27 protein-coding genes are annotated in these 25813 nt (G+C 29.4%); 15 read left to right on the forward strand and 12 right to left on the reverse strand.

What is annotated here, in order from left to right:
• Positions 1-56: 56 nt before the first annotated feature.
• The 4 genes from priA (at position 57) to ACY2RX_RS00665 (ending at position 5211) form a co-directional block, all read left to right on the forward strand.
• Positions 57-2498 (forward strand): replication restart helicase PriA, encoded by a 2442-nt coding sequence (priA, locus tag ACY2RX_RS00650; protein WP_490102516.1) that lies wholly within the window; start codon positions 57-59, stop codon positions 2496-2498.
• A gap of 212 nt (positions 2499-2710) precedes the next feature.
• Positions 2711-3271: an RNA polymerase sigma factor gene (locus tag ACY2RX_RS00655; RefSeq protein WP_490102023.1), complete on the forward strand. Its 561-nt coding sequence runs from the start codon at positions 2711-2713 to the stop codon at positions 3269-3271.
• Positions 3258-4070 carry a hypothetical protein gene (locus ACY2RX_RS00660; RefSeq protein WP_490102024.1) on the forward strand — a complete coding sequence of 271 codons (813 nt, stop codon included), beginning with the start codon at positions 3258-3260 and terminating at the stop codon, positions 4068-4070. The genes ACY2RX_RS00655 and ACY2RX_RS00660 overlap by 14 nt, the downstream gene beginning before the upstream one ends.
• A gap of 28 nt (positions 4071-4098) precedes the next feature.
• Complete coding sequence (locus ACY2RX_RS00665; RefSeq protein ID WP_490102025.1) at positions 4099-5211, forward strand: hypothetical protein; 1113 nt, start codon at positions 4099-4101, stop codon at positions 5209-5211.
• 54 nt (positions 5212-5265) lie between these two features.
• On the opposite strand, the gene ACY2RX_RS00670 is transcribed toward ACY2RX_RS00665, so the two are convergent.
• Positions 5266-6156, reverse strand: coding sequence for a sterol desaturase family protein (locus ACY2RX_RS00670; protein ID WP_490102026.1), 891 nt, complete (start codon positions 6154-6156; stop codon positions 5266-5268).
• Positions 6157-6280: 124 nt separating this feature from the next.
• Here ACY2RX_RS00670 and rpsF point away from each other — a divergent pair, with 124 nt between their 5' ends.
• From rpsF to ACY2RX_RS00690, 4 genes are all read left to right on the forward strand, one after another.
• Complete coding sequence (gene rpsF, locus ACY2RX_RS00675; RefSeq protein ID WP_490102027.1) at positions 6281-6622, forward strand: 30S ribosomal protein S6; 342 nt, start codon at positions 6281-6283, stop codon at positions 6620-6622.
• A 3-nt stretch (positions 6623-6625) separates the two neighbouring features.
• Positions 6626-6922: a 30S ribosomal protein S18 gene (rpsR, locus tag ACY2RX_RS00680; RefSeq protein ID WP_109405686.1), complete on the forward strand. Its 297-nt coding sequence runs from the start codon at positions 6626-6628 to the stop codon at positions 6920-6922.
• Positions 6923-6936: 14 nt separating this feature from the next.
• Positions 6937-7383 (forward strand): 50S ribosomal protein L9, encoded by a 447-nt coding sequence (rplI, locus tag ACY2RX_RS00685; RefSeq protein ID WP_490102028.1) that lies wholly within the window; start codon positions 6937-6939, stop codon positions 7381-7383.
• An 86-nt stretch (positions 7384-7469) separates the two neighbouring features.
• Positions 7470-7937, forward strand: coding sequence for a DUF6495 family protein (locus tag ACY2RX_RS00690; RefSeq protein WP_490102029.1), 468 nt, complete (start codon positions 7470-7472; stop codon positions 7935-7937).
• A gap of 308 nt (positions 7938-8245) precedes the next feature.
• On the opposite strand, the gene ACY2RX_RS00695 is transcribed toward ACY2RX_RS00690, so the two are convergent.
• Positions 8246-8926, reverse strand: coding sequence for an SIR2 family NAD-dependent protein deacylase (locus tag ACY2RX_RS00695; protein ID WP_490102030.1), 681 nt, complete (start codon positions 8924-8926; stop codon positions 8246-8248).
• Positions 8927-8997: 71 nt separating this feature from the next.
• Between ACY2RX_RS00695 and ACY2RX_RS00700 the strand changes: the two genes are divergently transcribed.
• From ACY2RX_RS00700 to ACY2RX_RS00720, 5 genes are all read left to right on the forward strand, one after another.
• Complete coding sequence (locus ACY2RX_RS00700) at positions 8998-9693, forward strand: TrmH family RNA methyltransferase (protein ID WP_490102031.1); 696 nt, start codon at positions 8998-9000, stop codon at positions 9691-9693.
• A 306-nt stretch (positions 9694-9999) separates the two neighbouring features.
• A complete protein-coding gene (locus tag ACY2RX_RS00705) occupies positions 10000-10443 on the forward strand; it encodes a hypothetical protein (protein WP_490102032.1) in 444 nt (147 codons plus the stop codon).
• 225 nt (positions 10444-10668) lie between these two features.
• Positions 10669-12240 carry a helicase HerA-like domain-containing protein gene (locus ACY2RX_RS00710; RefSeq protein WP_490102033.1) on the forward strand — a complete coding sequence of 524 codons (1572 nt, stop codon included), beginning with the start codon at positions 10669-10671 and terminating at the stop codon, positions 12238-12240.
• Positions 12241-12285: 45 nt separating this feature from the next.
• Positions 12286-12852, forward strand: coding sequence for a hypothetical protein (locus tag ACY2RX_RS00715; protein ID WP_490102034.1), 567 nt, complete (start codon positions 12286-12288; stop codon positions 12850-12852).
• Positions 12853-13039: 187 nt separating this feature from the next.
• Positions 13040-13405, forward strand: coding sequence for a cupin domain-containing protein (locus ACY2RX_RS00720; RefSeq protein ID WP_490102035.1), 366 nt, complete (start codon positions 13040-13042; stop codon positions 13403-13405).
• Positions 13406-13421: 16 nt separating this feature from the next.
• On the opposite strand, the gene ACY2RX_RS00725 is transcribed toward ACY2RX_RS00720, so the two are convergent.
• The 6 genes from ACY2RX_RS00725 to msrB form a co-directional block, all read right to left on the reverse strand.
• A complete protein-coding gene (locus ACY2RX_RS00725) occupies positions 13422-14300 on the reverse strand; it encodes a YitT family protein (RefSeq protein ID WP_490102036.1) in 879 nt (292 codons plus the stop codon).
• 9 nt (positions 14301-14309) lie between these two features.
• The gene (folD, locus tag ACY2RX_RS00730; protein WP_490102037.1) at positions 14310-15185 is read right to left on the reverse strand and encodes a bifunctional methylenetetrahydrofolate dehydrogenase/methenyltetrahydrofolate cyclohydrolase FolD; all 876 of its coding nucleotides are present in this window, start codon (positions 15183-15185) and stop codon (positions 14310-14312) included.
• Positions 15186-15322: 137 nt separating this feature from the next.
• Positions 15323-16651, reverse strand: coding sequence for a signal recognition particle protein (ffh, locus tag ACY2RX_RS00735; RefSeq protein WP_490102038.1), 1329 nt, complete (start codon positions 16649-16651; stop codon positions 15323-15325).
• A gap of 137 nt (positions 16652-16788) precedes the next feature.
• On the reverse strand, positions 16789-17331 hold the full coding sequence (locus tag ACY2RX_RS00740; protein WP_490102039.1) for a DinB family protein: 543 nt from the start codon (positions 17329-17331) through the stop codon (positions 16789-16791).
• An 80-nt stretch (positions 17332-17411) separates the two neighbouring features.
• Positions 17412-18908 carry a YfcC family protein gene (locus ACY2RX_RS00745; protein ID WP_490102040.1) on the reverse strand — a complete coding sequence of 499 codons (1497 nt, stop codon included), beginning with the start codon at positions 18906-18908 and terminating at the stop codon, positions 17412-17414.
• 61 nt (positions 18909-18969) lie between these two features.
• The gene (msrB, locus tag ACY2RX_RS00750; RefSeq protein WP_490102041.1) at positions 18970-19452 is read right to left on the reverse strand and encodes a peptide-methionine (R)-S-oxide reductase MsrB; all 483 of its coding nucleotides are present in this window, start codon (positions 19450-19452) and stop codon (positions 18970-18972) included.
• Between the two features lie 191 nt (positions 19453-19643).
• Here msrB and ACY2RX_RS00755 point away from each other — a divergent pair, with 191 nt between their 5' ends.
• Together ACY2RX_RS00755 and ACY2RX_RS00760 are read left to right on the forward strand one after the other, a co-directional pair.
• Positions 19644-20468: a M48 family metallopeptidase gene (locus ACY2RX_RS00755; RefSeq protein WP_490102042.1), complete on the forward strand. Its 825-nt coding sequence runs from the start codon at positions 19644-19646 to the stop codon at positions 20466-20468.
• Between the two features lie 79 nt (positions 20469-20547).
• Complete coding sequence (locus ACY2RX_RS00760; protein ID WP_490102043.1) at positions 20548-21855, forward strand: MFS transporter; 1308 nt, start codon at positions 20548-20550, stop codon at positions 21853-21855.
• Between the two features lie 51 nt (positions 21856-21906).
• Here ACY2RX_RS00760 and ACY2RX_RS00765 read toward each other — a convergent pair whose 3' ends face one another.
• Genes ACY2RX_RS00765 through ACY2RX_RS00780 form a run of 4 tightly spaced genes read right to left on the reverse strand, consistent with a single transcriptional unit; the run spans position 21907 to position 25778 of the window.
• A complete protein-coding gene (locus ACY2RX_RS00765; RefSeq protein WP_490102044.1) occupies positions 21907-24141 on the reverse strand; it encodes a TonB-dependent receptor in 2235 nt (744 codons plus the stop codon).
• A 60-nt stretch (positions 24142-24201) separates the two neighbouring features.
• Positions 24202-24474 carry a hypothetical protein gene (locus tag ACY2RX_RS00770; protein ID WP_490102045.1) on the reverse strand — a complete coding sequence of 91 codons (273 nt, stop codon included), beginning with the start codon at positions 24472-24474 and terminating at the stop codon, positions 24202-24204.
• Positions 24475-24520: 46 nt separating this feature from the next.
• Positions 24521-25285, reverse strand: coding sequence for a TerC family protein (locus ACY2RX_RS00775; protein WP_490102046.1), 765 nt, complete (start codon positions 25283-25285; stop codon positions 24521-24523).
• Between the two features lies 1 nt (position 25286).
• Positions 25287-25778, reverse strand: a complete 492-nt coding sequence (locus ACY2RX_RS00780; protein ID WP_490102047.1) for a hypothetical protein — start codon at positions 25776-25778, stop codon at positions 25287-25289.
• Positions 25779-25813 lie beyond the last annotated feature (35 nt).

Below are 25813 nucleotides of genomic sequence, written 5' to 3' on the forward strand. Positions count from 1 at the left end.
CTGATGACAATGTAGTGATTTTTATGTAGTTTTGATTTTATTCAAAAATTGATTTTATCCACTTTATAGACATCATATTACCAATTCCACTTCAAAAAACGTTTACCTACGCTGTAACAGAAGAAGAAGCAAATTTTTTGCAAAAAGGAATGCGTGTTGCAGTTTCTTTTGGTAAAACCAAGATGTACACAGGGTTGGTTTTTAATATTCATACAACTGCGCCAACATTGTATGAAGCCAAAGAAATCAATCAGATTTTAGATGATAAACCCATTGTAAATGAATTGCAATTGCAGCATTGGCAATGGATTACAAACTATTATATGTGTTCTTTAGGTGATGTGTATAGAGCTTCTTTGCCATCCGCATTTTTATTAGAAAGTGAAACCATAGTTTATAAAAATGAAGCTTTTTCTGATGAATCTCTTTTAGCAGATGATGAGTTTCTCATTTTTGAAGCCTTACAACATCAATCACAATTAACCATTCATCAGGTTGCAGATATTTTAGGAAAGAAAAAAGTAATGCCCACTGTAAATGCGTTGATAAAAAAAACGGCTATTTATATAAAAGAACATATTTATGAACAGTACAAACCAAAGTTGGTAAAATATGTTCGCTTAAATTCGCACTATTCTTCAGATGATTCTTTAGAAAGTTTGTTAAACGAATTATCTAGAGCAAAAAAACAGCGAGAAGCAGTTTTAGGATTTTTTCAATTATCAACTACCAAAAAACCGATAAAAGCAAAAGACCTAGAAAAACAAGCTAATGTTTCATCAGCAGTTTTAAAAAGTTTAGTTGATAAGAATATCTTTGAGTTTTATCATATTCAAACAGATAGAATTAATTTTAAAGGCAATACCAATGATTTAAAACAACTAAATGAATTTCAGCAAGTTGCCTTAAAAGAAATTAAAGAAACTTTTACAAAAAAAGAGGTTGCACTTTTACACGGAATTACAAGTTCTGGTAAAACAGAAGTCTATACAAAGTTAATTCAAGAGGTTTTAGATACTGGCAAACAAGTATTGTTTTTATTACCAGAAATTGCTTTAACAACACAAATAATAACCCGTTTACAGTTTTATTTTGGCAATCAGATTTCTGTTTTTCACTCCAAATATTCTATGAACGAAAGAGTAGAAGTGTGGAATAATGTGTTAGAAAATAAAACCAAAGCACAAATTATTTTAGGCGCACGTTCATCCATTTTTCTTCCTTTTTCTGATTTAGGTTTAATTGTGGTTGATGAAGAACACGAAACTTCATACAAACAATTTGAACCAAACCCACGTTACAATGCCAGAGATGCAGCTATTGTTTTGGCAAAAATGCATCAGGCAAAAATTTTATTGGGCTCTGCAACTCCATCACTAGAAAGTTATTTTAATGCCCAACAGAATAAATACGGTTTTGTGGAAATCAACAGGCGTTTTGGAAATGTACAATTGCCTAAAATTGAATTGATTGACATAAAAGAAAAACACAGAAAAAAAGAAATGAAAGGTCATTTTTCTGATAGAATGCTCAAACTAATTCAGGTAGCTTTAGACGAAAAAGAACAAGTTATTTTGTTTCAAAACAGACGTGGATATTCGCCTGTGGTAGAGTGTAAAACGTGTGGAATTTCGCCTGAATGTCCAAATTGTGATATTACATTAACGTATCATAAGTATAGAAACGAATTGCGTTGTCATTATTGTAATTATGGGCGTGCAATGCCAAATAGTTGTGCGGCTTGTGGTAGCAATACTTTAGACACCAAAGGTTTTGGTACAGAGCAAATTGAGTTAGAATTAAAAGAGTTATTTCCTGATTTTAAAATCGGAAGAATGGATTTAGATACCACTCGTGGTAAATTTGGTTATCAAAAAATTATTGGCGCTTTTGAAGCCAGAGAAATAGATATTTTGGTAGGAACGCAAATGCTCTCTAAAGGTTTAGATTTTGATAATGTGTCTTTAGTAGGAATTTTAAATGCAGATACAATGTTAAATTTCCCAGATTTTAGAGCGCACGAACGTGCTTACAATATGATGGTGCAAGTTTCTGGTAGAGCAGGAAGAAGCAAAAAACAAGGGAATGTTGCCATACAAACCTACAATCCGTATCATCAAATATTACAACAAGTTTCTACCACAAATTATACAGCAATGTACAAAGAACAGTTGCAAGAACGTTGGCAATATAAATATCCACCTTATTATAGATTGATAAAAATCACCTTAAAACACAGAGATTTTAATAAAGTGGATAGTGGAATTAACTGGCTGTTTAAAGCATTATACACTTCTTTTGGTGAGAATGTTTTAGGACCAACTGCGCCAGCAGTTGCTAGAATTCGAAATCAGTATATTAAGAATTTGGTGATTAAAATTCCGCCAAAACAAAGTTTAGCAAACACAAAAAATCAGGTTACTAAAATTAGAAATACGTTTGAAGCTGTAAAAGATTTTAGACCCATAAGATTTATTATTGATGTGGATGCTTATTAAAATAGTTGTTAGTTTTTGGTTTTGAGTTGTTGGTTTTTGGTTCTCGATTATAATATAGTTTTCTGCAAAACATATTCGTTTTCTTTTCAATAAATACCACCAACTAAAAACTAATAACTCAAAATTTTTGAAAAAAAATTAAATCCAAGCAACCTTTTTAAAACTTTGGTAGTCTATATATTTGTAAGGCAGAAAAAACAGATTTAAGAGGCTTGAAAATTATCAACTTGCAACACCCAGAAAAATCGCTCATTAAAAAAGCGATAACTAACAATAGAGAAGCGCAGCAACAATTGTTTGAGTTGCATTCGCCTAAAATGTTGGGAGTTTGCAGGCAATATGTAAAAGATTTGCATCACGCAGAAGATTTAATGCTACAAGGATTTTTAAAGGTTTTTACCAACTTACAAAAGTTTAAACACGAAGGTAGTTTTGAAGGTTGGATTCGTAGAATTATGGTAAATACGTGTATTTCTTACCTCCGTAAAAAAAATGTGATAAATCTAACTGATGAAGAGTATGTTTTTAATGATGCTGCCACAGAAAGTTTAGAAAACACATCTGTAGAAGACATTCAAAAACTGATAGATAGTTTGCCAGAAGGTTATAAAATGGTGTTTAATTTATTCGCCATAGAAGGGTATAAACACTCAGAAATTGCTCAAAAATTAGGCATTACTGAAAGTACATCAAAATCGCAATTGTTTAAAGCCCGCAAATTATTACAACAAAATTATTACAAAATGAATAAAATCGTAAATGGAAACAAATAGTATAGATAAAAACATTAAAGAAAAGTTTGAAAATAGAACTTTTAAGCCATCAAATTCTGCCTGGGAACGCTTGTCTAATCAATTAGACAACCAACCACAAGAAAAGAAAAAAGGCTGGTTTTTTTATATAGGAATTGCAGCAAGTATTTTGTTATTGGTTACTGTAGGGGTTCAGATTTTTTCTGATAAAGAAGCTACTTTAAAACCCAAAGAAATTATTGTTGATACACCAATAGATTCCGTTTTAATCAAAAATAAGATTGATAAAATGTTTAATGAAGTTCCTGTTGAAGAAGCCATTGTAGAAAAAAAGAATATAGAAAATAAAGGAAAGAAACAAGAAGTTAATAAGAATGTCATTGCGAACAAAGTGAAGCAATCTCCTATAAAAAAAGAGAGAATTAAGAACAAAATAATTATTGCCAAAGTTGATAAAAATGATGTTCAATCAAAAAATAAAACGATCAATTCATCAAAAGTGAAGCTGATAAAAACAAAGATTTTTAAACAAAACCCAAATAGTAGAATTAAAATTAATAGTGATGATTTGTTATTCGCGGTAACACACTCATCAAAAGAAGTAAAAGAATATTATGCAAAATACAATGTAAATAGAGATGCTGTTTTAAAAACGATTAAAAGTGAGCTCAAAAAATCGAATATTAAAATAAATCCTGATACTATTTTAGCAGAAGTAGAACGCACCATAGATGATGATGATTTTCAGAATAACTTTATGAAATCATTAAAAACCAAAATAGCTAACATTGCAACCGCCATTGCAAGTAGAAACGATTAATAAAAACACAATTTTAAAATATAAAAAAATGAAAAGAATACTATTAATACTAGTGTTGTTTAGTACAACTATTGCTTTATCTCAACAAAAAACATTCGAAAAAGAAGTAAGTAAAATATCGAAAAAAATAGAGCATATTACAAAGATTCAAAAAGATTCTCTAAAAATGAAAGTTATTGCTATTGATAAACGTTTAGAAAAAGGAGAAATTACCAAAACAACAGCAGATGCTCTTAAAAAAGAAGTAGCTTCTTATCACGCAAGAAGAATTGAGAAATTAGTTGGTGAGCAAGAAATCTTATTGCAAAAATTAGTACAAGATAAAACCAATGGAAAAATTGCAAGTGCTAGTGATGTAAAAGAAAACACTGATGATGTAGATGAAAATACTTTTACCATTGGTAGCAAAACTTTTCGCTTAAGTTTTGATAATGATCATAAAAGAGAAAGAGATTCTAGAAGAAAAAATAGATGGAAAAAGAAAAATAAAAGACAAAGAAGTACAACAACGCAGTTTGTTTTTGCAATAGGTGTAAATAATGTTTTAAAAGATGATGATTTTAGCTCTTTAAATAATTCTGAATACAAATTATGGCAATCTCATTTTTATGAATTGGGTTGGACCTGGAAAACCCGTTTTAGCAAAAAACCGTCTAAATTATATTTAAAATATGGAGCCTCTTTTTTATGGAACAATTTACGCTTAGAGGGTAATAAAATCCACATTAAAAATGGAGATGTAACAGAAACTAAAGTTTTTAAAGACGATTTATCAGAAAGTAGATTACGTCATGTACAAATGAATTTTCCTGTACACATAGAATGGGATTTTTCTAGAAATAGAGTTTATAACGATGGTTTTGTTAGAGACAGAACAAATAGATCTGTACGTTTTGGAGTAGGAGGTTTTGTAGGTTTTAAACTAGGAACAAGACAATATTTAGAATACAGTGATAGCAATAATGTAGCAGTAGAAGAAATTCAATTCGATAATTTTAATATGAACACTTTCAATTATGGAATTAGTAGCTATCTAGGATATAAAGACGCAAGTTTTTATGTAAAGTACGATTTAAATCCGCTATTCAAGAACACAGAAACTAGAAATATTTCTATGGGAATTCGCCTAGATTTAGATTAGTATTATTGCCACAAATTCACGAATTACTTAGTTCGATTTGTAAATTTGTGGCAATTATTTTTTATTCTTTTCTTCCCATTCTTTTCTTAAATCCGAAGATAAAATACTGGTTCCATCGTGTTTCCAGCCTGGTGGTTTTATCAAATATTTTAATTTATTTATGATGGATGTTTTTGATGTAAAAAAATCTATAAACATATTGTACCACTCAATAAATGCAATTTTAATAGGATTGTAGGTTTCAATATTTTTAACCAAACCATAAACAGGTTTTTCAACTTCTGGCTCAAAAGTGCCAAATATTTTATCCCAGATAATAAAAATACCAGCATGATTTCTGTCTAAATATTGAGGGTTTGTTGCATGATGCACTCTATGATGACTTGGTGTGTTAAAAATAGTTTCAAACCATTTGGGCATTTTATCAATTAATTCTGTATGAATCCAATATTGATAAATTAAACTGATAGACATTTGTACCAAAATCATAACCGGATGAAAACCTATTAAAACTAACGGAATCCAAAAGATAAATGTATAAAAACTACCAGACCAAGTTTGCCGTAAAGCGGTACTTAAATTATATTTTTGCGATGAATGATGTACCACATGACTAGCCCAAAACAATCTACTTTCGTGAGCAATTCTATGATTCCAATAATAAGTTACATCTTCAGCAAACAAGAGTACAACCCAAACCCACCAATCAAAAGAAAGAGTAAAAAACCTAAATTTATAGATAAAATAGAAAGCAGCCAGCATTATCCCTTTTGTAAATAAACCAATAGCAACATTTCCTAAACCCATTGTAATGGATGTAATTGCATCTTTAAACTCATAATTTTCTAATTTAACTTTTACAGTTAAAATAACTTCTATGATAATGGTTATTACAAAAAAAGGAATTGCATAATGAATTAAATTAGGAAATTCAGGTACTTGCATATCAGATATTTATATAAAGAATTAATACAATACAAATATGAGCATTTAAATACAAAAAAGATGCGTTAAATTATAAAAAGTATGTATATTTGCAGCCTTAAAAATAAATTATAAATATTTAATTATGAATCATTACGAAACTGTTTTCATTTTGAATCCCGTTTTATCTGATACTCAGATAAAGGAAACAGTACAAAAGTTTGAGGACTATTTGGTTTCTAAAGGTGCCGAAATGATTTCTAAAGAAGATTGGGGCTTAAAAAAATTAGCATACCCAATTCAAAAGAAAAAAAGTGGGTTTTATCACTTATTAGAGTACAAAGTTGCAGGAGAAGAAATTGCTGCATTTGAGTTAGAATTTAGAAGAGATGATAGCGTTATGCGTTACCTTTCTGTTAGATTAGACAAACATGCTGCAGCTTGGGCTGAAAAAAGAAGAGAACGTGTTAAATCTACAAAAAAATAAGAGATGGCATCAATAGAACAACAAGCAAAAGGAGGTAAATCTGCTGACGTTAGATATTTAACGCCATTAGATATAGACACTAAAAAAGAAGCAAAATACTGTAGATTTAAAAAGAAAGGTTTTAAATATATCGATTATAAAGATGCAGACTTCTTAATGTATTTAGTAAACGAGCAAGGTAAAATTTTACCAAGACGTCTAACAGGAACATCATTAAAATACCAACGTAAAGTTGCGCAAGCAATTAAAAGAGCGCGTCATTTAGCGTTAATGCCTTACGTGGGAGATATGTTAAAATAATAAAGAGGTAGACAATGGAATTGATATTAAAACAAGACGTAGAAAATTTAGGATTTAAAGACGATATTGTATCTGTAAAAAACGGATATGGTAGAAACTTTTTAATCCCTACAGGACAAGCAGTTTTAGCTACTTCATCTGCAAAAAAGGTTTTAGCAGAGAATTTAAAACAACGTGCTTACAAAGAAGCTAAATTAATTGAAGATGCAAATAAATTAGCAGAAGCAATTAAAGGATATGAAATTAAAATTGCATCTAAAGTTGGTTCAGGAGACAAATTATTTGGTTCTGTAAACAATATAGATTTAGCAGCAGCATTAGCAAAAGCAGGAACTGAATTAGATAAGAAATTTATCAAAGTAACTGGAGGTAATGTAAAAAGATTAGGTAAATACGAAGCTTCTGTAAGATTGCACAGAGAAGTAGTTGCAGATATTACTTTTGATGTAGTAGCTGAATAGTCATTTACTTTTTAGAATATAAAAAGCTCGTTAGAAATAACGAGCTTTTTTACTTCCAACTTCATACTTCCAACTTCCAACTTAAAATGAAATACAGACAATTAACCAAAGAACAATTTGAGAGTTTACACCAAGAATTTGCTCGTTTTTTAGCAACGCAAAGTATAGATGTAAAAGAATGGAATCAAATTAAAAAAGAAAAACCAACTGTTGCAGAAGAAGAAATGAATGTTTTTTCTGATGTAGTTTGGGACGATGTTTTAACAAAAACAAATTATGTAGAGCATTTTTCTAAAACTTCTGCAAACCTGTTTAAGTGCGATAAAAATGAAATTCATAGAATTGCTATTAAAATAAATAAAGAAATAAATATTTTAGAACAAGAAGGTTTTGAGTGGTTAATGAAAAACCCTATGGATAATTCTGTTGATATTTTTAAAGGCACAAAACCTTATAATTCAGAAAGAAATACTGAGATTTTTGATTTGATAGAAAAAGGAAGCTCAATTTCTAAAGGAGAAATCTTTGAGTATTTTAATCAGTTAATTGGTTAATGTCATTGCGAGAAACTAAGCAATCTGTTAATTAAATTATCTTTTTTTGTAGCTATTTCCTGCTTTCCACTATATCTTTTTTCTTTCTGTCATTCCGAATAAAGCTTTTTCTGCTTTATGTGGCAATCTCATTTTTTAGCAGATTACTTCGTCATTCTTCCTCGTAATGACGCTTAGTTTATGAACTAGAAAAAAGGATGCCGTTTCAATCAGGGCTAAACTTGTTTGCTTGCTTTCTGTCATTCCTGCGTAGGCAAGGAATCCATATAAAGAAAGTATAGATTCCTGTTTTCACAGGAATTGACAAACTAAGTTAATAACTCAATCAGTTTATCCGTACCAGAACTGGCAATATCTTTAATAATCGTTAAATTATTAAAATCATTTTTAGAAACAGATGGTTTTGGATCTATAAAATAAATAGGCGTTTTTGGTTGTATATAATTCACCAAACTTGCAGCAGGATATACTTGCATAGAAGTTCCAATAATTACCAAAATATGAGCTTTAGCGGTAATTTCAATCGCTTTTTCTAACATAGGCACCATTTCTCCAAACCAAACAATATGAGGTCTTAATTGATTTCCTTTTGGGCAAACATCACCTAAAATTAAATCCTTTTTCCAATCTAAAACTAAATCCTTATCAACAGTACTTCTTGCTTTTAAGAGTTCTCCGTGTAAATGAGTAATTTTTGTACTTCCTGCACGTTCGTGTAAATCATCCACATTTTGTGTAATAATTTCAACATCAAAATCTTTTTCTAACGCTGCTAAATTTAAATGCGCTTTGTTAGTAAAAACTTCTAATAATTGTCTTCTACGTTGATTGTAAAAATCTAAAACCATTGCTGGATTTGCAGCAAATCCTTCGGGTGAAGCCACTTCCATAACATTATGTCCTTCCCATAAACCATTTGCATCTCTAAACGTTTTTATCCCGCTTTCAGCAGAAATACCTGCACCTGTTAAAACCACTAATTTTTTCATCAAACTAAATATACTAATTTTTGTATCGAATTCACGATTGAAATTTATAAATTTATTCAAAACTATTTTTAATGATTGATAAAAAGCTTTTAGCTTATTTTGAAGGATATTTAACAGACAAAAGAAAGAAAACATTTCAACAAGTTTTAGAAAACAGAACTAGACATTTTGCTTTGGTTTTAGAGGATATTTTTCAGCCTCATAATGCAAGTGCGGTTATAAGAACTTGCGATATTTTTGGTGTTCAAGATGTACACGCAATCGAAAATAAATATACCAACAAAGTTTCTAGACACGTTGCAAAAGGTTCTCAAAAATGGATTACTTCTAAACGTTATAAATCTGATGGCGATAATACCAAAATTTGTTTAGATAATTTACGTGAAAAGGGGTATCAAATTATTGCAACAACACCTCATAATGATTCTTGTTTGTTACAAGATTTCGATATCACCAAAAAATCGGCTTTTGTATTTGGAGTAGAAGCAGAAGGAGTTTCAGATTATGTTAAAGAACAAGCAGATGGTTTTTTAAAAATACCAATGGTGGGTTTTACAGAGAGTTTAAATATTTCTGTGGCAGCAGCAATTATTTTGCAAGATGTAACTTCAAAACTCAGGAATTCTGATGTAAATTGGCAATTATCTGATGAAGAAAAAAATAATTTGTATTTTAATTGGGTAAAAAAGACGATTAAAAATGTAAATAAAATAGAAGAACATTATTATAAAAATATAAAAGGAAATGTGTCGTTTATTGGTAGTTGAAATATTTGTTTCTTAGAAAATAATCCAAATATACTTTTCAGAAATTTATATTTTCTCCATAAACTAAACAAGAATAAGTTTATTGAATATGAAGTAGCTCGAACTGTTATTGCCTATTTATTGATTATTACAAATCACAACGTTGAGGTTTATATTCGAGAAACATTTCGTTAAAAATTGCAACTTGTTGAATTGAAAATTAACCTTTAAATTTAAACATTATGGAATGAAAAAAAATAAATAATACTACTTGAGAAAAAGCACTTTCTACTAACAAAGGGTGTAAATCTTTAAAACTATATTGCTATGAAAAAAATATCAATTATTATTATTACTGGTTGCTCAAGTAAGAATAAAGAAATAAATATTATAAAAAAATTTCTAAATGAGATAAAACTAAACAAAGAATTTGATTTTTTCGAATCTAAAAAATTTATTAAATATAATTATCTGGATTCCGAAAAAGAAAAAATTATTTCACTTTTAATAAACGAAAACATTAAAATTCTAAAAAAACAAATAAGTGAATGTGAATCGTATAAAATTTTAACTCATAAACAAGTATTAAAGAATAAGTTAAAATTGAATTTTACTTACAATAATTACTCAAGAATTTATCATCTCATTGACAATAACAATAACGTTATAACAACTTTTATTTTTGGTTCAAAAGGAATTATTTCTTTTTCTTATAATATTATTAAAAATAAAAACAAACCTAGAACTCCTCTTTTATTAAATAATTTATAAATACAAACCGCTACCACGTATATTAAAAATAGCAGTAAAGTGCAAACTACAAAGCTTGTGATTTTCTATTGTTTTATTGCTAAACTAAAAGTAACAGCACTTTTATTTTGCTACTTTTCATATACCCACACGTTAGCGAATTTTTCAAAAACATTTCCAAACAAAATCTTCAAATAATTTCTTAACTCTAAAACTTTAATTATTTTTATCAAAATTTATTTTTTGATGAATCAACAAGAGGAGTTTTTCGAATATATCAATAACGGATACAAAACCAAAGGAGATTTTTTAGAGCTAGGAGCAGCAATGTTGGGTGAAGAAACCATTACAAATGCCATTGTAAAAGTTCCTTTAAAAACCTTAAACAGACACGGTTTAATTGCGGGTGCAACAGGTACTGGTAAAACAAAAACATTACAAGTTTTAGCAGAAAATTTATCAGAAAAAGGAATTCCGGTTTTATTAATGGACATTAAAGGAGACTTGTCTGGTTTGGCACAACCAAGTCCTGGGCATCCAAAAATTGATGAACGTCACGCAAAAATTGGTTTTCCTTTTACAGCAAAGAAATTTCCGATAGAAGTGTTAACCATTTCTGAACAAGATGGTACAAGATTACGTGCCACTATCTCAGAATTTGGACCTGTTTTATTATCAAGAATTTTAGACTTAACAGAAACTCAAAGCGGAATTGTTGCCATCATTTTTAAATATTGTGATGACAATAAGCTGCCATTATTAGATATTAAAGACTTTAAAAAAGTGTTACAATTTGTAACCAATGAAGGGAAAGAAGAAATTCAAAATGAATACGGACGAATTTCAACTTCTTCAACTGGCGCAATTTTGCGTAAAATTGTAGAAATAGAACAACAAGGAGGCGATTTGTTTTTTGGAGAAAAATCTTTTGATGTAGAAGATTTAACTAGAGTTGATGAAAACGGAAAAGGAATTATTTCGGTTTTACGTTTAACAGATATTCAAGACAAACCCAAGTTGTTTTCAACATTTATGTTGCAATTATTAGCTGAAGTTTATGAAACTTTTCCGGAACAAGGAGATTCTGGCAGACCAGAGTTAATCATCTTTATAGATGAAGCACATTTAGTGTTCGATCAAGCATCAAAAGCTTTGTTAAGTCAAATAGAAAGTATTGTAAAGTTAATTCGTTCTAAAGGAATTGGTTTGTATTTTGTAACGCAAAACCCAAAAGATGTGCCAGAAGATATTTTGGCACAATTAGGTTTAAAAGTGCAACACGCATTAAGAGCTTTTACGGCAAAAGATAGAAAAGCAATTAAGTTGGCAGCAGAGAATTATCCAGATTCAGAATATTATGACACCAAAGAAGTATTAACGCAATTAGGAATTGGAGAAGCTTTTATTTCTGTTTTAAACGAAAAAGGAATTCCAACTCCGTTGGCAAGAACAATGTTGCGTGCACCAATGAGTAGAATGGATATTTTAACGGATAAAGAGTTAAAAAATGTAATTAATAATTCAAGACTTTTTTATAAATACAATGAAACTTTAGATAGAAAAAGTGCCTACGAATTGTTAAACTCTAAAATAGAAAAGATTAATAAGGCAGAAGAAAAAGCAATTAAAGCAGAAGCAGATAAAAAAGAAAGAGAAAAATTAGCCAAAGAAAAAGCAAAGCAAAAACAAAGAGAAGAAAGAGCTTACAGAAGCACTACCAGAAGAAGAAGTACAAGACAAAATCCAATAGTAAAAGTATTAACAAGTGCTACTTTTATTAGAGCGGCATTTGGCATATTAAAAAAAGTATTGAAATAACAAAACGCAAAAAAGAACGTTTACATAACGAACAAACTCACCAAAATGATTAAAAAAAGCTTCTTACCAATTTTAGTAATCGTATTATCAGCATTTATAATTAGCTGCAGTAACAATAATAAATTTAAGATAGAAAAAGGAAAAGTTGGGCAACTAACCACCAAAACTACAGTACAAGAATTAAATAAAATTTTTAAAAAAGATTCTCTAGTTAAAAATTTGAGCGAAGGCGCACAAGGTGACAACTATTTTCAAGAAGATGATGAGTATTTTGTGTACGAAAAAGGAGGGAAGCTTTTGTTAACCATTATGCCAAAAGAACAATTAGATTCTACATCAACAATAAAAAGTATTCAAATTCACGATTCGCGTTTTAAAACAGATTCTGGTATCACTTTAAATTCGAGTTTTTCAGAAATAAACGCAAACAACAATATCAATAGAATTGAGTCAACTTTTTCTTCGGCAACTTTATTTATAGACGATTTAAACACCACAATAGTTATAGATAAAGAAGAATTGGGTTTAAAAGAATTCAGCCCTCAAAAAGTAACTTTAGAGCAAATTCCTGATTTGGCAAAAATGAAATCGTTTATAGTTTGGTTTCATTAGGGCGTATTTTGTGCGTTTTATTTTAAACACAAAACCGCGCTTTACGCTATATCTTTTTTGTGCAGAACTTGTTTTTAGGGTTGCAAAAAGTAGCACCAAAAAATTCTAGTTTTAATAAGTTATTGCATTCAATTTTTAAGCACAAAAAAGGATGCCGCTTCAATCGCTTACGCAAAAACCAATTGTTATGAGTAAAAAATATATCATTCAAAAATCGCCATTTATTGTTCCAACTTCAGATGGAAAACTTATAGAAGAACATTTTGGAAATGCTACTGACAGAAATTCTCAACTCAGTATTGCATATATGGTTGCGCCTTCTGGTTGGTCAGAACCTTATCAAACTCCAGAATTTGATGAATATACTTATATCATTAAAGGTAAAAAACAATGTATAATAGAAGGAGAAAAAGTAGTTTTAGAATCTGGTGAATCTATTAAAATTGAAAAAAATACAAGAGTTCAGTATTCAAATCCTTTTGATGAGGAATGTGTGTATCTAGCCATTTGCTTGCCCGCTTTTTCTATGAATTTAGTGAATAGAGAAGAATAGTTAACGTATATGTACGTTAATTTGAGTTCTTTTTTTTATCAATATAATGCCTTAAAACTCCGCCTTTTATACTGTTTACGTCAAACTCTACAATAAAAGCATCACTATCAATTTCTTGTACAATTCTGTACATTTTTTTTATATCTATTCTGTTAATAATAGAGTGAATAATATCAAAATTTTCAACTTTACCACTATTACCATAACCAGAAGCACCTTTGTAAATTGTTAGCCCAACACCTAGTTTTTCTAAAATTGCTTTTTTTATGAGTTCATTTTTTTGAGATACAATGGTTATTCCAATAAAATCTTCAAACCCTTCAATAACTGTATCTGTAACTTTGGCAGCAATAATATAAGTAAGAATAGAGTAGAGGGCAACTTCTACAGAAACTACAAAAGCTGTAATACCAAATAAAATGATATTAAAAATAAGGATTATTTTACCAATACTAAGTCCAAATTTATCATTTAAATAAACACCTAAAATTTCTGAACCATCTAAAACGGAACCATTTCTAATAGCAATTCCAATTCCAGAACCCACTAGCAAACCACCAAAAATAGAAATTAGCAATTTGTCATTGGTTATGGTTTGAAAGTTTTCAAAATGAATAAATAATGCCAATCCTAAAATACTAATCATAGATTTAACAACAATTCTTTTTGAAACCGTAAAATAACCAAGAACTAAAAAAGGAATACTAAATAAAATTAGCAAGTAAGACATATTAATATCTACCTGAGTTCTAATTAAAAGTGCAATTCCTGTAACACCACCATCTAAAAAACCATTGGGCAATAAAAAAGATTTTAAACCTAAACTGGTTAACACAATTCCTATAAATATTTGAAAATATTCATAAAAATAGTTGATTGTTTTTTTGGTGTTCATTTAAGATTTTTAATGACTTCTTTTACAGGCTAATAATGTGTTTTTTAATAACATTGCAATGGTCATAGGCCCAACACCACCAGGAACTGGCGTAATAAAATCTGCTTTTTTAGATACTTCATTAAAAGCTACATCACCCGCTAATCTATAGCCGCTTTTTTTAGAAGAATCTGCTAAACGTGTGATACCAACATCTACAACAGTTACATTATCTTTTACCATATCTGCTTTTAAAAATTCAGGAATACCAATTGCAGCAATAATAATATCAGCTTGTAAAGTAATTTCTTTTAAGTTTTTTGTTCTACTGTGGCACATTGTAACAGTAGCATTACCCACTTTTCTTTTTTGCGATAATAAAATACTCATTGGGCTGCCTACAATATGACTTCTTCCTAAAACAACAACGTGTTTACCAGTTGTTTCTACATTGTATCTATCTAATAATTCTAAAATTCCGAAAGGAGTTGCAGAAATAAAAGTAGGCAAGTTTAACGCCATTTTTCCAACATTTGTTGGATGAAATCCATCAACATCTTTATCAGGATCTACAGCCATTAAAACTTTTTGCTCATTAATATGTTTGGGTAATGGTAATTGAATTATAAAGCCATCTATATCTTTATCAACATTTAAAATTGCTATTTCGTTGAGTAATTCTTCTTCAGTAGTATTGTTTGGCAAACGAATTAAAGTTGACTCGAAACCAACACGCTCACAAGCTTTTACTTTAGCATTTACATAAGTAATACTGGCACCGTCATTACCCACAATAATTGCTGCTAAATGTGGTGTTTTATAACCTCTGTCTTTTAACGCTCTTACTTCTAAAGCAATTTCTTCTTTAATTTCTGCGGATGTTTTTTTACCATCTAATAAAATCATAGTGTGTTTTTTAAGTTTAAAAGTTTAAAAGTTTCAGAGTTGAGATTTATCTACTGCTCTTGAAATGACATTTGTTAGAAATTTTCATTTTTGCTAACTGCTAACTGCTAACTGCTAACTGCTAACTGTTAACTGAATTATCTCATTCCTTTCATCATCTGCATCATTTTTCTGCCACCACCACCTTGCATCATTTTCATCATTTTACTCATTTGATTAAATTGCTTCATTAATTGATTTACTTCTTGAATCGAAGTTCCAGAACCTTTTGCTATACGCTTTTTTCTACTTGCATTTATACTTGATGGAGTACTTCTTTCACCTGGTGTCATTGAGTGAATAATGGCTTCAATTCCTTTAAAAGCATCATCATCTATATCTACATCTTTCATTGCTTTACCAGCTCCAGGAATCATACCTACTAAATCTTTCATAGATCCCATCTTTTTGATTTGTTGTATCTGACTTAAAAAATCATCGAAACCAAATTGATTTTTAGCAATCTTTTTCTGTAGTTTTCTAGCTTCTTCCTCATCATATTGGTCTTGTGCTCTTTCTACTAAAGAAACCACATCTCCCATTCCTAAAATACGATCTGCCATTCTATCTGGATGAAATACATCTATGGCATCCATTTTCTCTCCTGTACCAATAAATTTAATGGGTTTATCTACTACAGATTTAATAGATAATGCAGCTCCACCACGTGTATCACCATCTAATTTTGTAAGAACAACTCCTTCAAAATTTAAAATATCGTTAAAGGCTTTTGCTGTATTTACAGCATCTTGACCCGTCATAGAATCTACCACAAATAAGGTTTCTTGTGGATTCACCGTTTTGTGAATGTTAGAAATCTCTGTCATCATTTCTTCATCTACAGCTAAACGTCCTGCTGTATCAATAATTACAACATTTTTGCCATTTGCTTTGGCGTGTTTAATTGCATTTTTAGAAATCTCAACAGGATTTTGGTTGCCTACTTCAGCATAAACTTCTACACCAATTTGTTCTCCTACAACTTGTAATTGATTGATGGCTGCAGGTCTATATACATCACAACCTACTAATAAAACTTGTTTCGATTTTTTAGTTTTTAGGTAGTTAGCCAACTTACCAGAAAAAGTTGTTTTACCAGAACCTTGTAAACCAGACATTAAAATAACGGTTGGTGAGCCTCCTAAATTAACGCCAACAGTTTCTCCTCCCATTAATTCAGTAAGTTCGTCTTTTACCAACTTAACCATTAACTGCCCAGGGTTTAACGTAGTTAATACATCTTGACCTAAAGCTTTTGCTTGAACTTTTTTAGTAAATTCTTTGGCAATTTTAAAGTTAACATCGGCATCTAATAACGCTCTTCTAACTTCTTTTAAAGTTTCTGCAACGTTAACTTCTGTTATTTTTCCATGCCCTTTTAGGGTGTGTAAGGCTTTATCTAATTTATCGCTTAAATTATTAAACATAATTTGTCTTCTTTTTTAGGAAGCACAAATATAAGAATTAGTGATTAGTTGTTAGCGATTAGTTTTTAGTTTTTTATTATTTATCTTTAAAAAGAGACTTGTAAAAAATCTTATTTAGATTGAAAAGAAGAGGAGGTTTAGCTAATATTTTCTCGATTATAATTATCTATTAAAATTTGGGTATGATGTTCTGTATGATGTGCTGTCCACATAATAATTTCTCTGATGGTCATTTTTCCCATTAATGGATGAGGAATTACCAAAGTATCTAAATTCACATCGCTAATTTTTCTTAATTTATACTGCAATTTTTTATTTTGAATTTGTAATCTTGTTAGTAATTTATCTCTATCTTTTTGTAGCGGTTTTTTTAATTTTTGATTATAAACGCTTGCTCTATCTTTATTTTCTGATAATTTTTGTTGATACTTCTGTGCAATAGTTTCATAATCTCTAGGTGCTCTATTACAAGTTCCGAACTTATATTTTAAAAAGAATCTTGGGTAGCTTAACGCATTATTTAGTTGCTGTAAACTATTTACTAAATGAAGTATTTGTTGGGCAACAGTCCATTTGTTTTTGGGTGCTTGTTCCCAATTATCAACAGGTTGTTTTTTTAACCAATTAAACAAAATTTGATGTTTTTCTTCTAGTAAATTTGCAATTGCTTCTTTTTCCATTTTAAAAAAGTTTATATCAGAAAGATACAATTTTTATAGATATAAATTTAACAATAAATTTTGGGTTGATGAAACATCATTTATAAATAAACAGAAATTGTTAAAAATAGCATAGATACTACTGTTAAAATAATTATCAATGGCATTATAAATTTTAACCATTTGTTAAAACCAACTTTAACAATAGCTAAAGATGCCAAAATTAACCCAGTTGGATTTATAAAACTAAATAATCCCATTCCGTATAAATAAGTATTTACAATATTTTCTCTACCAATGTTTACGCCATCTGCCAAGGGAGATAAAATAGGCATTGTTAAAACGGCCATTCCTGATGAAGAAGGAATAAAAAAGGACAATCCACTATACACAAACATCATAGAATTTATAAATAATCCTTTATGCATTCCTTCTGTAACAGAACTAGAATAGAAAAGCAAAGTATCGCTAATTAAACCATCTTCCATAAGAATAGTTACTCCTCTTGCAATACCAATTATAAACGCAACACTTAATAAATCGTTAGCTCCTTTTATAAAAGTATCTACAAAAACGGCTTCATTTATTTTGCAAATAAATCCTATTAAAACTGCACCAACAAAGAAAACAGCTGTCATTTCTAAAAACCACCAATCTAAATTACTAACGCCATAAACCATAATTATAAAGCAAACAATAAATATGAATAAAACTGATTTTAAACGAAATGTAAAATTTATTTTTTTTGATGAATTATTATATAAAAACATTTGTTCTATCATTTCTTTTTGACTAAAAATGATAGATTTTGATGGATCTTTTTTTACTCTTTGTGCATATCTAATAATGTATAAAATACAAATAATTAAACCAATTAAAAGCATTGTTATTCTACCTTCAATTCCTGTTGTCCAATTAATTCCGGCAGAATTAGAAGCTATAATTGCGCTAAAAGGATTTATGGTTGATGCCATTGTACCAATAGAACTACCAATATAAATTGATGCTAAGGCAACAATTGCATCGTATTTTGCAGCTAAAAAAACAGGAATTAAAATAGGATAAAAAGCAATGGTTTCTTCAGCCAAACCAAAAGTGGTTCCACCTAAAGCAATTAACGCAGTTACAATTATTATTAGCGAATATTCTTTACCTTTTAGTAGCACAGACAATCTAGAAATACCCGCCTCAAAAGCACCAGTATAATTAACTATGGCAACCAAACCACCAATAAAAAGAACAAGAATTATAATATCTGCAACAGCTATTATTCCCTTTAAAGGAGCCAATACAAACTCTTTAAAACCTTGTGGTTTAGCCTCTAATTCTTTATAAGTTTCAGGAATGCTAATTGCTTTATAAATTGCACCCGAAGTAAATTTTTCTAAAGGAATTTTTATTTTTAAATCGTCTAAAGTTTTTTGATTTGCCACAAGCACAACAGATTTCTCTTGGCTTGTTCTTATAAAAGTATTGTCACCTTTATTGTAAGCTAATCTATCATATTGACCAGAAGGAATTAACCAAGTTAATAACGCTACAAAAGCTGCTATGATTAATAAAATTGATTGTGCTGTTGGAAATTTTACTTTCTTCATCTTTAAACTTAAAAAATTAAAACCTTAAAGATACTATATTGCTAAAGTTTGAGAAATGAAATTATTCTTTTTTAGCAATAAATTTTAAAGCAACTCCATTTATACAATGACGTTTGCCTGTAGTTTTTGGTGGACCATCATCAAAAGAATGCCCTAAATGACTACCACAAGTATTGCATTTTAACTCAGTTCTTGCATAACCAATTTTATAATCTATATCTAATTCTACTTTTCCTTTTATAGCCCTATCAAAAGATGGCCAACCACTACCAGAATCATATTTGTGTTCAGATTTGTAAAGTGGTGTATTGCAAGCTGCACAAACGTAAATACCAGGTTTGTAAATTTTATTTAACGGACTTGTAAAAGCTCTTTCTGTACCAGCTTCTCTTAATATTTTGTATTCAATTGGAGATAAAATCTTTTTCCATTCAGCATTCGTTTTTTCAATTTTATATTTCTTCTTTTCTTTGGATGTGTTTTGTGCTTTGGTGGTACAATTCATCAAAAAAAAGACAACAATAATTGGGAATAGTTTTTTCATCAAAATAAAATTTTTATACTTTTTTTGACGTTTTTTTGATAAAATCATTACAGCAAAATATTTTTTAAAATAAACTTTTTAGATAATAATAGAATATGTAATTTTAAAAAACGTAAAAGCGTAAATTTAGAAAGTGACAATTTGTTTAAAATTGTGTCTAATATTAATAGTTGACTTAAAAATAGAATTAAATGAAAAAAATAGTTGTTTTAGTTTTAACCGTTTTTCTTTTTGTAGAATGTAGTACAGTGCCAATTACAGGTAGAAAGCGTGTTAATTTTGTGAGTGATGCTCAAGTTTTACCTGCAAGTTTTGCACAATACAGTAGTTTCTTAAAAGAAAACAAAATATCTACAAACAGAAAAATGACCCATCAAATTAAAAATGTAGGTAAAAATATTTCTGCGGCTGTAGATCGTTTTATGAGGGCAAATAATATGGCAGCAGAAGCCAATTCTTATAAATGGGAATTTAATTTAATTGATGATAAAACAGTAAATGCTTGGTGTATGCCAGGAGGTAAAGTTGTATTTTACACAGGCATAATGCCAATTTGCGAAAATGAAAATGGAGTAGCTGCTGTTATGGGACATGAAGTTGCCCACGCATTTGCAAAACACGGACAAGAAAGAATGTCTCAAGGACAATTACAACAAATAGGAGGTTTAGCTGTTGCCTTAGGAACAGCAAATAAAGACCCAAAAACAAGACAAATTTGGAATACCGCTTTTGGTGTTGGTTCTACATTAGGAATGTTAAAATTTAGTAGAACTCATGAACAAGAAGCAGACAGATTAGGTTTGGTTTTTATGATAATGGCTGGTTATGATGGTAGAGAAGCTGCAGAGGTTTGGGTAAGAATGAGTAAAAGAGCAGGAGGTAAAAAGCCACCAGTAATTTTAAGCACGCATCCTTCTAATGAATCAAGAATTCAAGATTTAAGAACGTATTTGCCAACAGCTAGAAAATATGCAGCTAAATTTAATGAACAAGCAAAAGTTCAAATAAAAAAATAGGAAAAGAAATAGAATTCATATATTGTGACCGTTCAAAAAAAAATATTTTTTTGAACGGTTTTTTTTATAAAAGAGATGTATGTTAAAAATTGGAGATAAAAAATTAATTAATGCTTGGGCATTTTACGATTGGGCAAACTCAGTATATTCTTTAGTTATTAGTACTGCAGTTTTTCCTATATATTATGCAGGATTAACGGCTTCTGAAGGTTTTGCAAATGCCGATGGTAAAATTGCCTTTTTAGGCACATTATGGACGCCAACAACGCTGTACAATTATGCTTTAGCTTTTTCTTTTTTAGTAGTGGCATTTATTTCTCCGATGTTATCTGGTATTGCAGATTATGCAGGTAACAAAAAGAAATTTTTAAAAGGATTTTGTTTGTTAGGATCGGTTTCTGTAATGAGTTTATTCTTTTTTACAGGAAAAGAAACACTTTGGGTTGGTATCGTTTTTACCATTTTAGCAAGCATAGGTTTTTGGGGGAGCATTGTTTTTTACAATGCCTATTTACCAGAAGTTGCGCACCCAGAACAACAAGATAATGTAAGTGCAAAAGGCTTTATGTTAGGTTATTTAGGATCAATTATTTTATTATTATTTTGTTTAGTGCTAATAGAAACAAAAGTTTTTGGTTTCTATGATAAGCAGTTTGGTTCTCAAATATCGTTTGTTTTAGTTGGTTTGTGGTGGCTTGGTTTTGCCCAAGTTACTTATGCTAAATTGCCAAATGAAGAAAAAACAGATTTACCAAAAGATAATTATTTTGTAAAAGGATTAAAAGAAATTCAAAAAGTAGCGAAAGAATTATTTGCTTACAGGGAGTTAAAGATTTTTTTAATTTCTTTCTTTTTACTCAGTATTGGTGTACAAACTATCATTTTAATGGCAGGTATTTTTGGTACCATTTTAGGTCTAAAAACTTTAAACTTAATTGCTACAATATTATTAGTTCAGATTGTAGGTATTTTAGGAGCCTTTCTTTTTTCTAGACTTTCAAATAAAATTGGAAATATTAAAACCTTAAAAATTACCATCGCAATTTGGTGTTTGGTATGTTTTATAGGTTTTAATTTAACAAAAGAGACACCAAATATAGAAATGTATTTTTATGTTTTAGGAGGTTTAATTGGTTTGGTAATGGGGGCAATACAATCTTTAGCAAGATCTACTTATTCAAAATTATTACCAGAAACAGAAGATACAGCCTCTTATTTTAGCTTTTTTGATGTTACCGAAAAAATTGCCTTGGTAGTTGGTATGATTACCTTTGGTATTTTAAATTCTATAATATCAATTCAATCTAGTGTGTTGGCTTTAGCCATTTTCTTTTTAGCTGCTTTTATAACCATAAGTTTTATAAAGAAAACAAAGTATGTACATTAAAACAAAAAAGAGCTGTAACTTTAAAAAAGTTAACAGCCCTTTTTATTGTGTTTAAATGTTAAAATTAACTCCTAAAACAATATTTCTTCCTTGGTTTAAAATGCCATCTGCTTTTAATCTTGATAAATGGTTTATGTATTTTTTATCCAATAAATTATTGATAGACAAAGAAGTAGAAAGTTTTGTGTTTCCGAAGCTAATATCGCCACCAAAACCTAAATTTAAAAGACTATAAGCTGGTGTTTTTGTTTCAAACTGACTCACATTATTTTGAGAAAATGTACTATGTAAACTTAAAGAACTATATCCTTTTTGCAACCAATTTGCAATTTTAAATTCGGTTCTAAACGTATTTTTCCAAGTGTTTGCAGGTATCAATGGTAAATAGTTTCCATTATTTTGTTTGCCAACAACAGTTTCAAAAGTACTTTCTAAATGCAGCCAGTCTAAAGGATGAGGATGCAAGTGAAAACCAAATTCGCTACCATACAATTTTGCGTTTTCTTGTTTGTAAGAAAAGACAGGTAATTTATCTTCAATTTTTCCTGTAGGAGAAATATAGATATAATCATTTAAATGGTTATAAAACCCGTTAGCAAAAAACTCGAAATGATCTGTTTTGTACTCTAAAGAAACATCAATTTGCGTGTTTTTTTCATTCACTAAATTATTGTTTCCTTTTTCAAATCTGTTGGTTCCATGATGAACTCCGTTAGAAGTTAATTCAGCTAAATTTGGAGCTCTAAAACCTGTAGAAAGATTAATTCTTGTTGTAAAATTATTGGTAATTGCTGTTTTAAATCCTAAAGATGTTGTAAAACTATTATAAGATTTATCAATAGCATTAAAAATATGAACATCACCATCGTGTTTTATTTCGTGTCTTTCTGTTGTAATATTTCTATTGTCAAAACGAATTCCTGCTTGCAAAGTGTTTCTATTCCAAGAATAATTTGCGGTTGTAAAAACGCCTATATCATTCATTTTTGCATTCGGAATTAATAATTCTTCTCCAAAATTTGCATTGGTTTGATGCAAACCTTGCACACCAGATAAAATTTCAAAATTGCCAATTTTTGGAAAATGATATTTTGCATTGTAAGTAAATGTTTTTAATTTCATTCTTAATGCAGCTTCTTCATCATCTTTATGGTCAGCTTCATCTTCATGTTCTTCAAACTCTTGTCTGTCATTAAAAGTATAACCTAAATCTATATCTAATTTAGAATTACCAAAAAAGAAATGATTATGTGAACTTAAAATATGATTATCAACTTCTTGATAAGGCTCTAACAGGGTTTTGCTTTTAGATTGTTTTTTTACGCCTTCTGTTAAACCTAAATTCGATTTGTTATAATTATATCTAATTTCTGATGAAAAATTGTTTTTAGAGTAGCCAATTCCGGTTTTAAAATCTTTTTCATTAAAACGAGTATTCGTAACTCTTTTATCGGTAGGAATTTTATAATCTGAATGTGATGCAAATGTTCCTCTTACTAAAAATTTCCAATTATCATTAGAAGATTTATAGCCTAAAGACGAGTTTGTACCTAAAGTATTGCTAAAAAAACGTTGATTAATATTGATGTTACTTTTATTTGCGGATATAAATTTTTCTGGATTTATATATAAAACGCCACCCAAAGCATCTGAACCATAAAGTAGAGAAGCAGGGCCTTTTATGACTTCTACACTGCTAATTCCTACATCGTTAATTCCTAAACCGTGTTCGCCGCCAAATTGTTGATTTTCTAAACGAATTCCTTGCGTATATACCAAAACTCTATTGCCGCTTAAACCTCTAATAACAGGTTTTCCAATAGAAGCTCCTGTAGATATTTGCGAAACTCCAGCAATATTTGTAATTCCTTCAGAAAGTGTGGTAGCACCCATTTTTTGAATGGATTTTATACTCAACCTTTCTACTTTCATTACATTTTCTGATTGTAATTTATTAAATGGTGTAGAAATAATAATTTCATCCATTTCAAATGGAGATTCTTCTAACTGAATATTTAAAGTTAAATCTGTATTCACTTCAATAACTTTTGATACAGTTTTATATCCTAAATAAGAAAAAGTGATTTTTATTTTTCTTTTAGGTATATTTTTTAAGATGAATGTTCCATCTTCTTTTGATGTTGTTCCTTTATGAATTTCTGGAGCATAAATTTCTACTTCAGATAATGGTTTTTTTTCTAAATCTGTGATTTTTCCTGAAATGCTATTTTGTGCATTTACAGAGAAACCTGCTATTATAAATAGCAGTTTTATAAATGTTTTCATTAATTTTTATTTTACTGATATACAAAATGTTACTTGTCATTAAAAAATGACAGTTGGTTGTTAAGCAGTAAAATTTGGTGGACCTCTTGTGGTTTTTATAGATTGATAAATCTCAATAAAAACTTGAGGTTTATCAATAAAAGTAGTTGCGTAAAAATGGGTTGGAATTACATCGTAATTAGATGTAAAATCCATAGAAAACAGGGGTAATTGTTTGTGAAATTTATCGCAATTTATTTGTTGTTTGTGTATGTGATGTTCACCAACAGCAGTACAAATTGTATGCTTATGATTTTCTAAAACGTGCAAAATTTCTATTGATGTTGGTATCATCAACAGAAAAAGAAAAAAAACGCTAAGTAGTTTTTTATACAATTTGTTATTTTTTTCTAACTCTTAAATTAAGCATTTCTACACCTAAAGAAAATGCGATCGCAAAATACAAATATCCTTTAGGAATCACTCCAACAGTTTTGTTAAAAATTTCAGTATGTGATAAATGTGCGCCTTCTGTAATTAACATAAAACCAATTAATATTAAAAAAGACAACGCCAACATTTGTATGGTTGGGTTTCTGTTTACAAAACCACTAATAGGGTTTGCAAAAAGCATCATAATTAAAATAGAAACAATTACTGCGACTATCATAATAATTAATGCGCCATTAATTCCATTTGTCATACCAACTGCAGTAAGAATACTATCAAAAGAAAAAACAATATCGATTAAAATTATTTGAATAATTACGCTTGTAAAAGAAATAACTTTAGGAGATTTTAAAACTTCATCCTCATTTGTGTTTTCTACTTTCTGACGAATTTCTTTGGTGCTTTTATAGAGTAAAAATAATCCTCCTAGAAATAAAATAATGCTTTGCCCTGTTAAACCTGATTTAAACCAACCCAAATCAATGTTATAAAATGGCTCTTTTAAAGCGATTAAATAAGAAACACTAAATAGCAATAAAATTCTGGTTATCATTGCCAAAGCCAAACCTAAAAGCGTGGCTTTTCTAATCTGGTTTTCTGGGAGTTTATTTGCAGAAATAGAGATAAAAATAATATTATCTATTCCTAAAATAATTTCAAGAAAAGTTAGTGTTAATAAGGCAACCCAAGTATCTGCGTGTGCAAATATTTCCATATTATTTTACTTTATATAAAGTACCATCAGTAGAAAATTTACTAAATCCTATTTTGGCTGTAAAGCTGTAAGAACTATCTGTAACTTTAGTAATTTGAACAAAAATAGGATCTTTATCTAATTCCTTTTTTGGCGACTTCATTTTTAAAGTATAAAAGAAATTATTTTTCCATTTAATGTATAAAGTATCAATATGTTTTACTTTTTTTACACTAGAAATACTATCATTAGAAAAACTTATTGTTTTCTCATATGCTTCAATTTGAAGACTATCTATTCTTGTAATGGTTGTTTTGCCATAACTGTTTCCTGCAGGAATTTCAAAAACTCCTTTTTTAAAACGATCAGAATTGTCTTTAGTTTCTGATTTACATGAAGAAAGAATGAAGATTGAAGCAAGAAGTATGAAGATTGAAGTATGAAGATTGAGAAAGTTTCTCCAATTTCCCACTTCTAACTTCCTATTTATAAAACCTTTTTTATTAATTGTCATTCTTGTTTTTTTATTTACTCCCAACTTCCCACTTC

The sequence above is a fragment of the Polaribacter sp. 2405UD43-2 genome, from assembly GCF_058147125.1.

Bases quoted from the DNA above. Each gene is read 5' to 3' on its own strand.
- ACY2RX_RS00775 (WP_490102046.1), bottom strand. From the start codon at position 25,285: ATGGAAATATTTGCACACGCAGATACTTGGGTTGCCTTATTAACACTA.
- ACY2RX_RS00715 (WP_490102034.1), top strand. From the start codon at position 12,286: ATGATTAAAAAAAGCTTCTTACCAATTTTAGTAATCGTATTATCAGCA.
- ACY2RX_RS00780 (WP_490102047.1), bottom strand. From the start codon at position 25,778: ATGACAATTAATAAAAAAGGTTTTATAAATAGGAAGTTAGAAGTGGGA.
- ACY2RX_RS00695 (WP_490102030.1), bottom strand. From the start codon at position 8,926: ATGAAAAAATTAGTGGTTTTAACAGGTGCAGGTATTTCTGCTGAAAGC.
- ACY2RX_RS00665 (WP_490102025.1), top strand. From the start codon at position 4,099: ATGAAAAGAATACTATTAATACTAGTGTTGTTTAGTACAACTATTGCT.
- ACY2RX_RS00720 (WP_490102035.1), top strand. From the start codon at position 13,040: ATGAGTAAAAAATATATCATTCAAAAATCGCCATTTATTGTTCCAACT.
- ACY2RX_RS00770 (WP_490102045.1), bottom strand. From the start codon at position 24,474: ATGATACCAACATCAATAGAAATTTTGCACGTTTTAGAAAATCATAAG.
- folD (WP_490102037.1), bottom strand. From the start codon at position 15,185: ATGATTTTATTAGATGGTAAAAAAACATCCGCAGAAATTAAAGAAGAA.
- rpsR (WP_109405686.1), top strand. From the start codon at position 6,626: ATGGCATCAATAGAACAACAAGCAAAAGGAGGTAAATCTGCTGACGTT.
- rplI (WP_490102028.1), top strand. From the start codon at position 6,937: ATGGAATTGATATTAAAACAAGACGTAGAAAATTTAGGATTTAAAGAC.
- ACY2RX_RS00740 (WP_490102039.1), bottom strand. From the start codon at position 17,331: ATGGAAAAAGAAGCAATTGCAAATTTACTAGAAGAAAAACATCAAATT.
- ffh (WP_490102038.1), bottom strand. From the start codon at position 16,651: ATGTTTAATAATTTAAGCGATAAATTAGATAAAGCCTTACACACCCTA.
- msrB (WP_490102041.1), bottom strand. From the start codon at position 19,452: ATGAAAAAACTATTCCCAATTATTGTTGTCTTTTTTTTGATGAATTGT.
- ACY2RX_RS00700 (WP_490102031.1), top strand. From the start codon at position 8,998: ATGATTGATAAAAAGCTTTTAGCTTATTTTGAAGGATATTTAACAGAC.
- ACY2RX_RS00760 (WP_490102043.1), top strand. From the start codon at position 20,548: ATGTTAAAAATTGGAGATAAAAAATTAATTAATGCTTGGGCATTTTAC.
- ACY2RX_RS00765 (WP_490102044.1), bottom strand. From the start codon at position 24,141: ATGAAAACATTTATAAAACTGCTATTTATAATAGCAGGTTTCTCTGTA.
- ACY2RX_RS00755 (WP_490102042.1), top strand. From the start codon at position 19,644: ATGAAAAAAATAGTTGTTTTAGTTTTAACCGTTTTTCTTTTTGTAGAA.
- ACY2RX_RS00710 (WP_490102033.1), top strand. From the start codon at position 10,669: ATGAATCAACAAGAGGAGTTTTTCGAATATATCAATAACGGATACAAA.
- ACY2RX_RS00745 (WP_490102040.1), bottom strand. From the start codon at position 18,908: ATGAAGAAAGTAAAATTTCCAACAGCACAATCAATTTTATTAATCATA.
- ACY2RX_RS00660 (WP_490102024.1), top strand. From the start codon at position 3,258: ATGGAAACAAATAGTATAGATAAAAACATTAAAGAAAAGTTTGAAAAT.
- ACY2RX_RS00705 (WP_490102032.1), top strand. From the start codon at position 10,000: ATGAAAAAAATATCAATTATTATTATTACTGGTTGCTCAAGTAAGAAT.
- ACY2RX_RS00725 (WP_490102036.1), bottom strand. From the start codon at position 14,300: ATGAACACCAAAAAAACAATCAACTATTTTTATGAATATTTTCAAATA.
- ACY2RX_RS00670 (WP_490102026.1), bottom strand. From the start codon at position 6,156: ATGCAAGTACCTGAATTTCCTAATTTAATTCATTATGCAATTCCTTTT.
- ACY2RX_RS00690 (WP_490102029.1), top strand. From the start codon at position 7,470: ATGAAATACAGACAATTAACCAAAGAACAATTTGAGAGTTTACACCAA.
- rpsF (WP_490102027.1), top strand. From the start codon at position 6,281: ATGAATCATTACGAAACTGTTTTCATTTTGAATCCCGTTTTATCTGAT.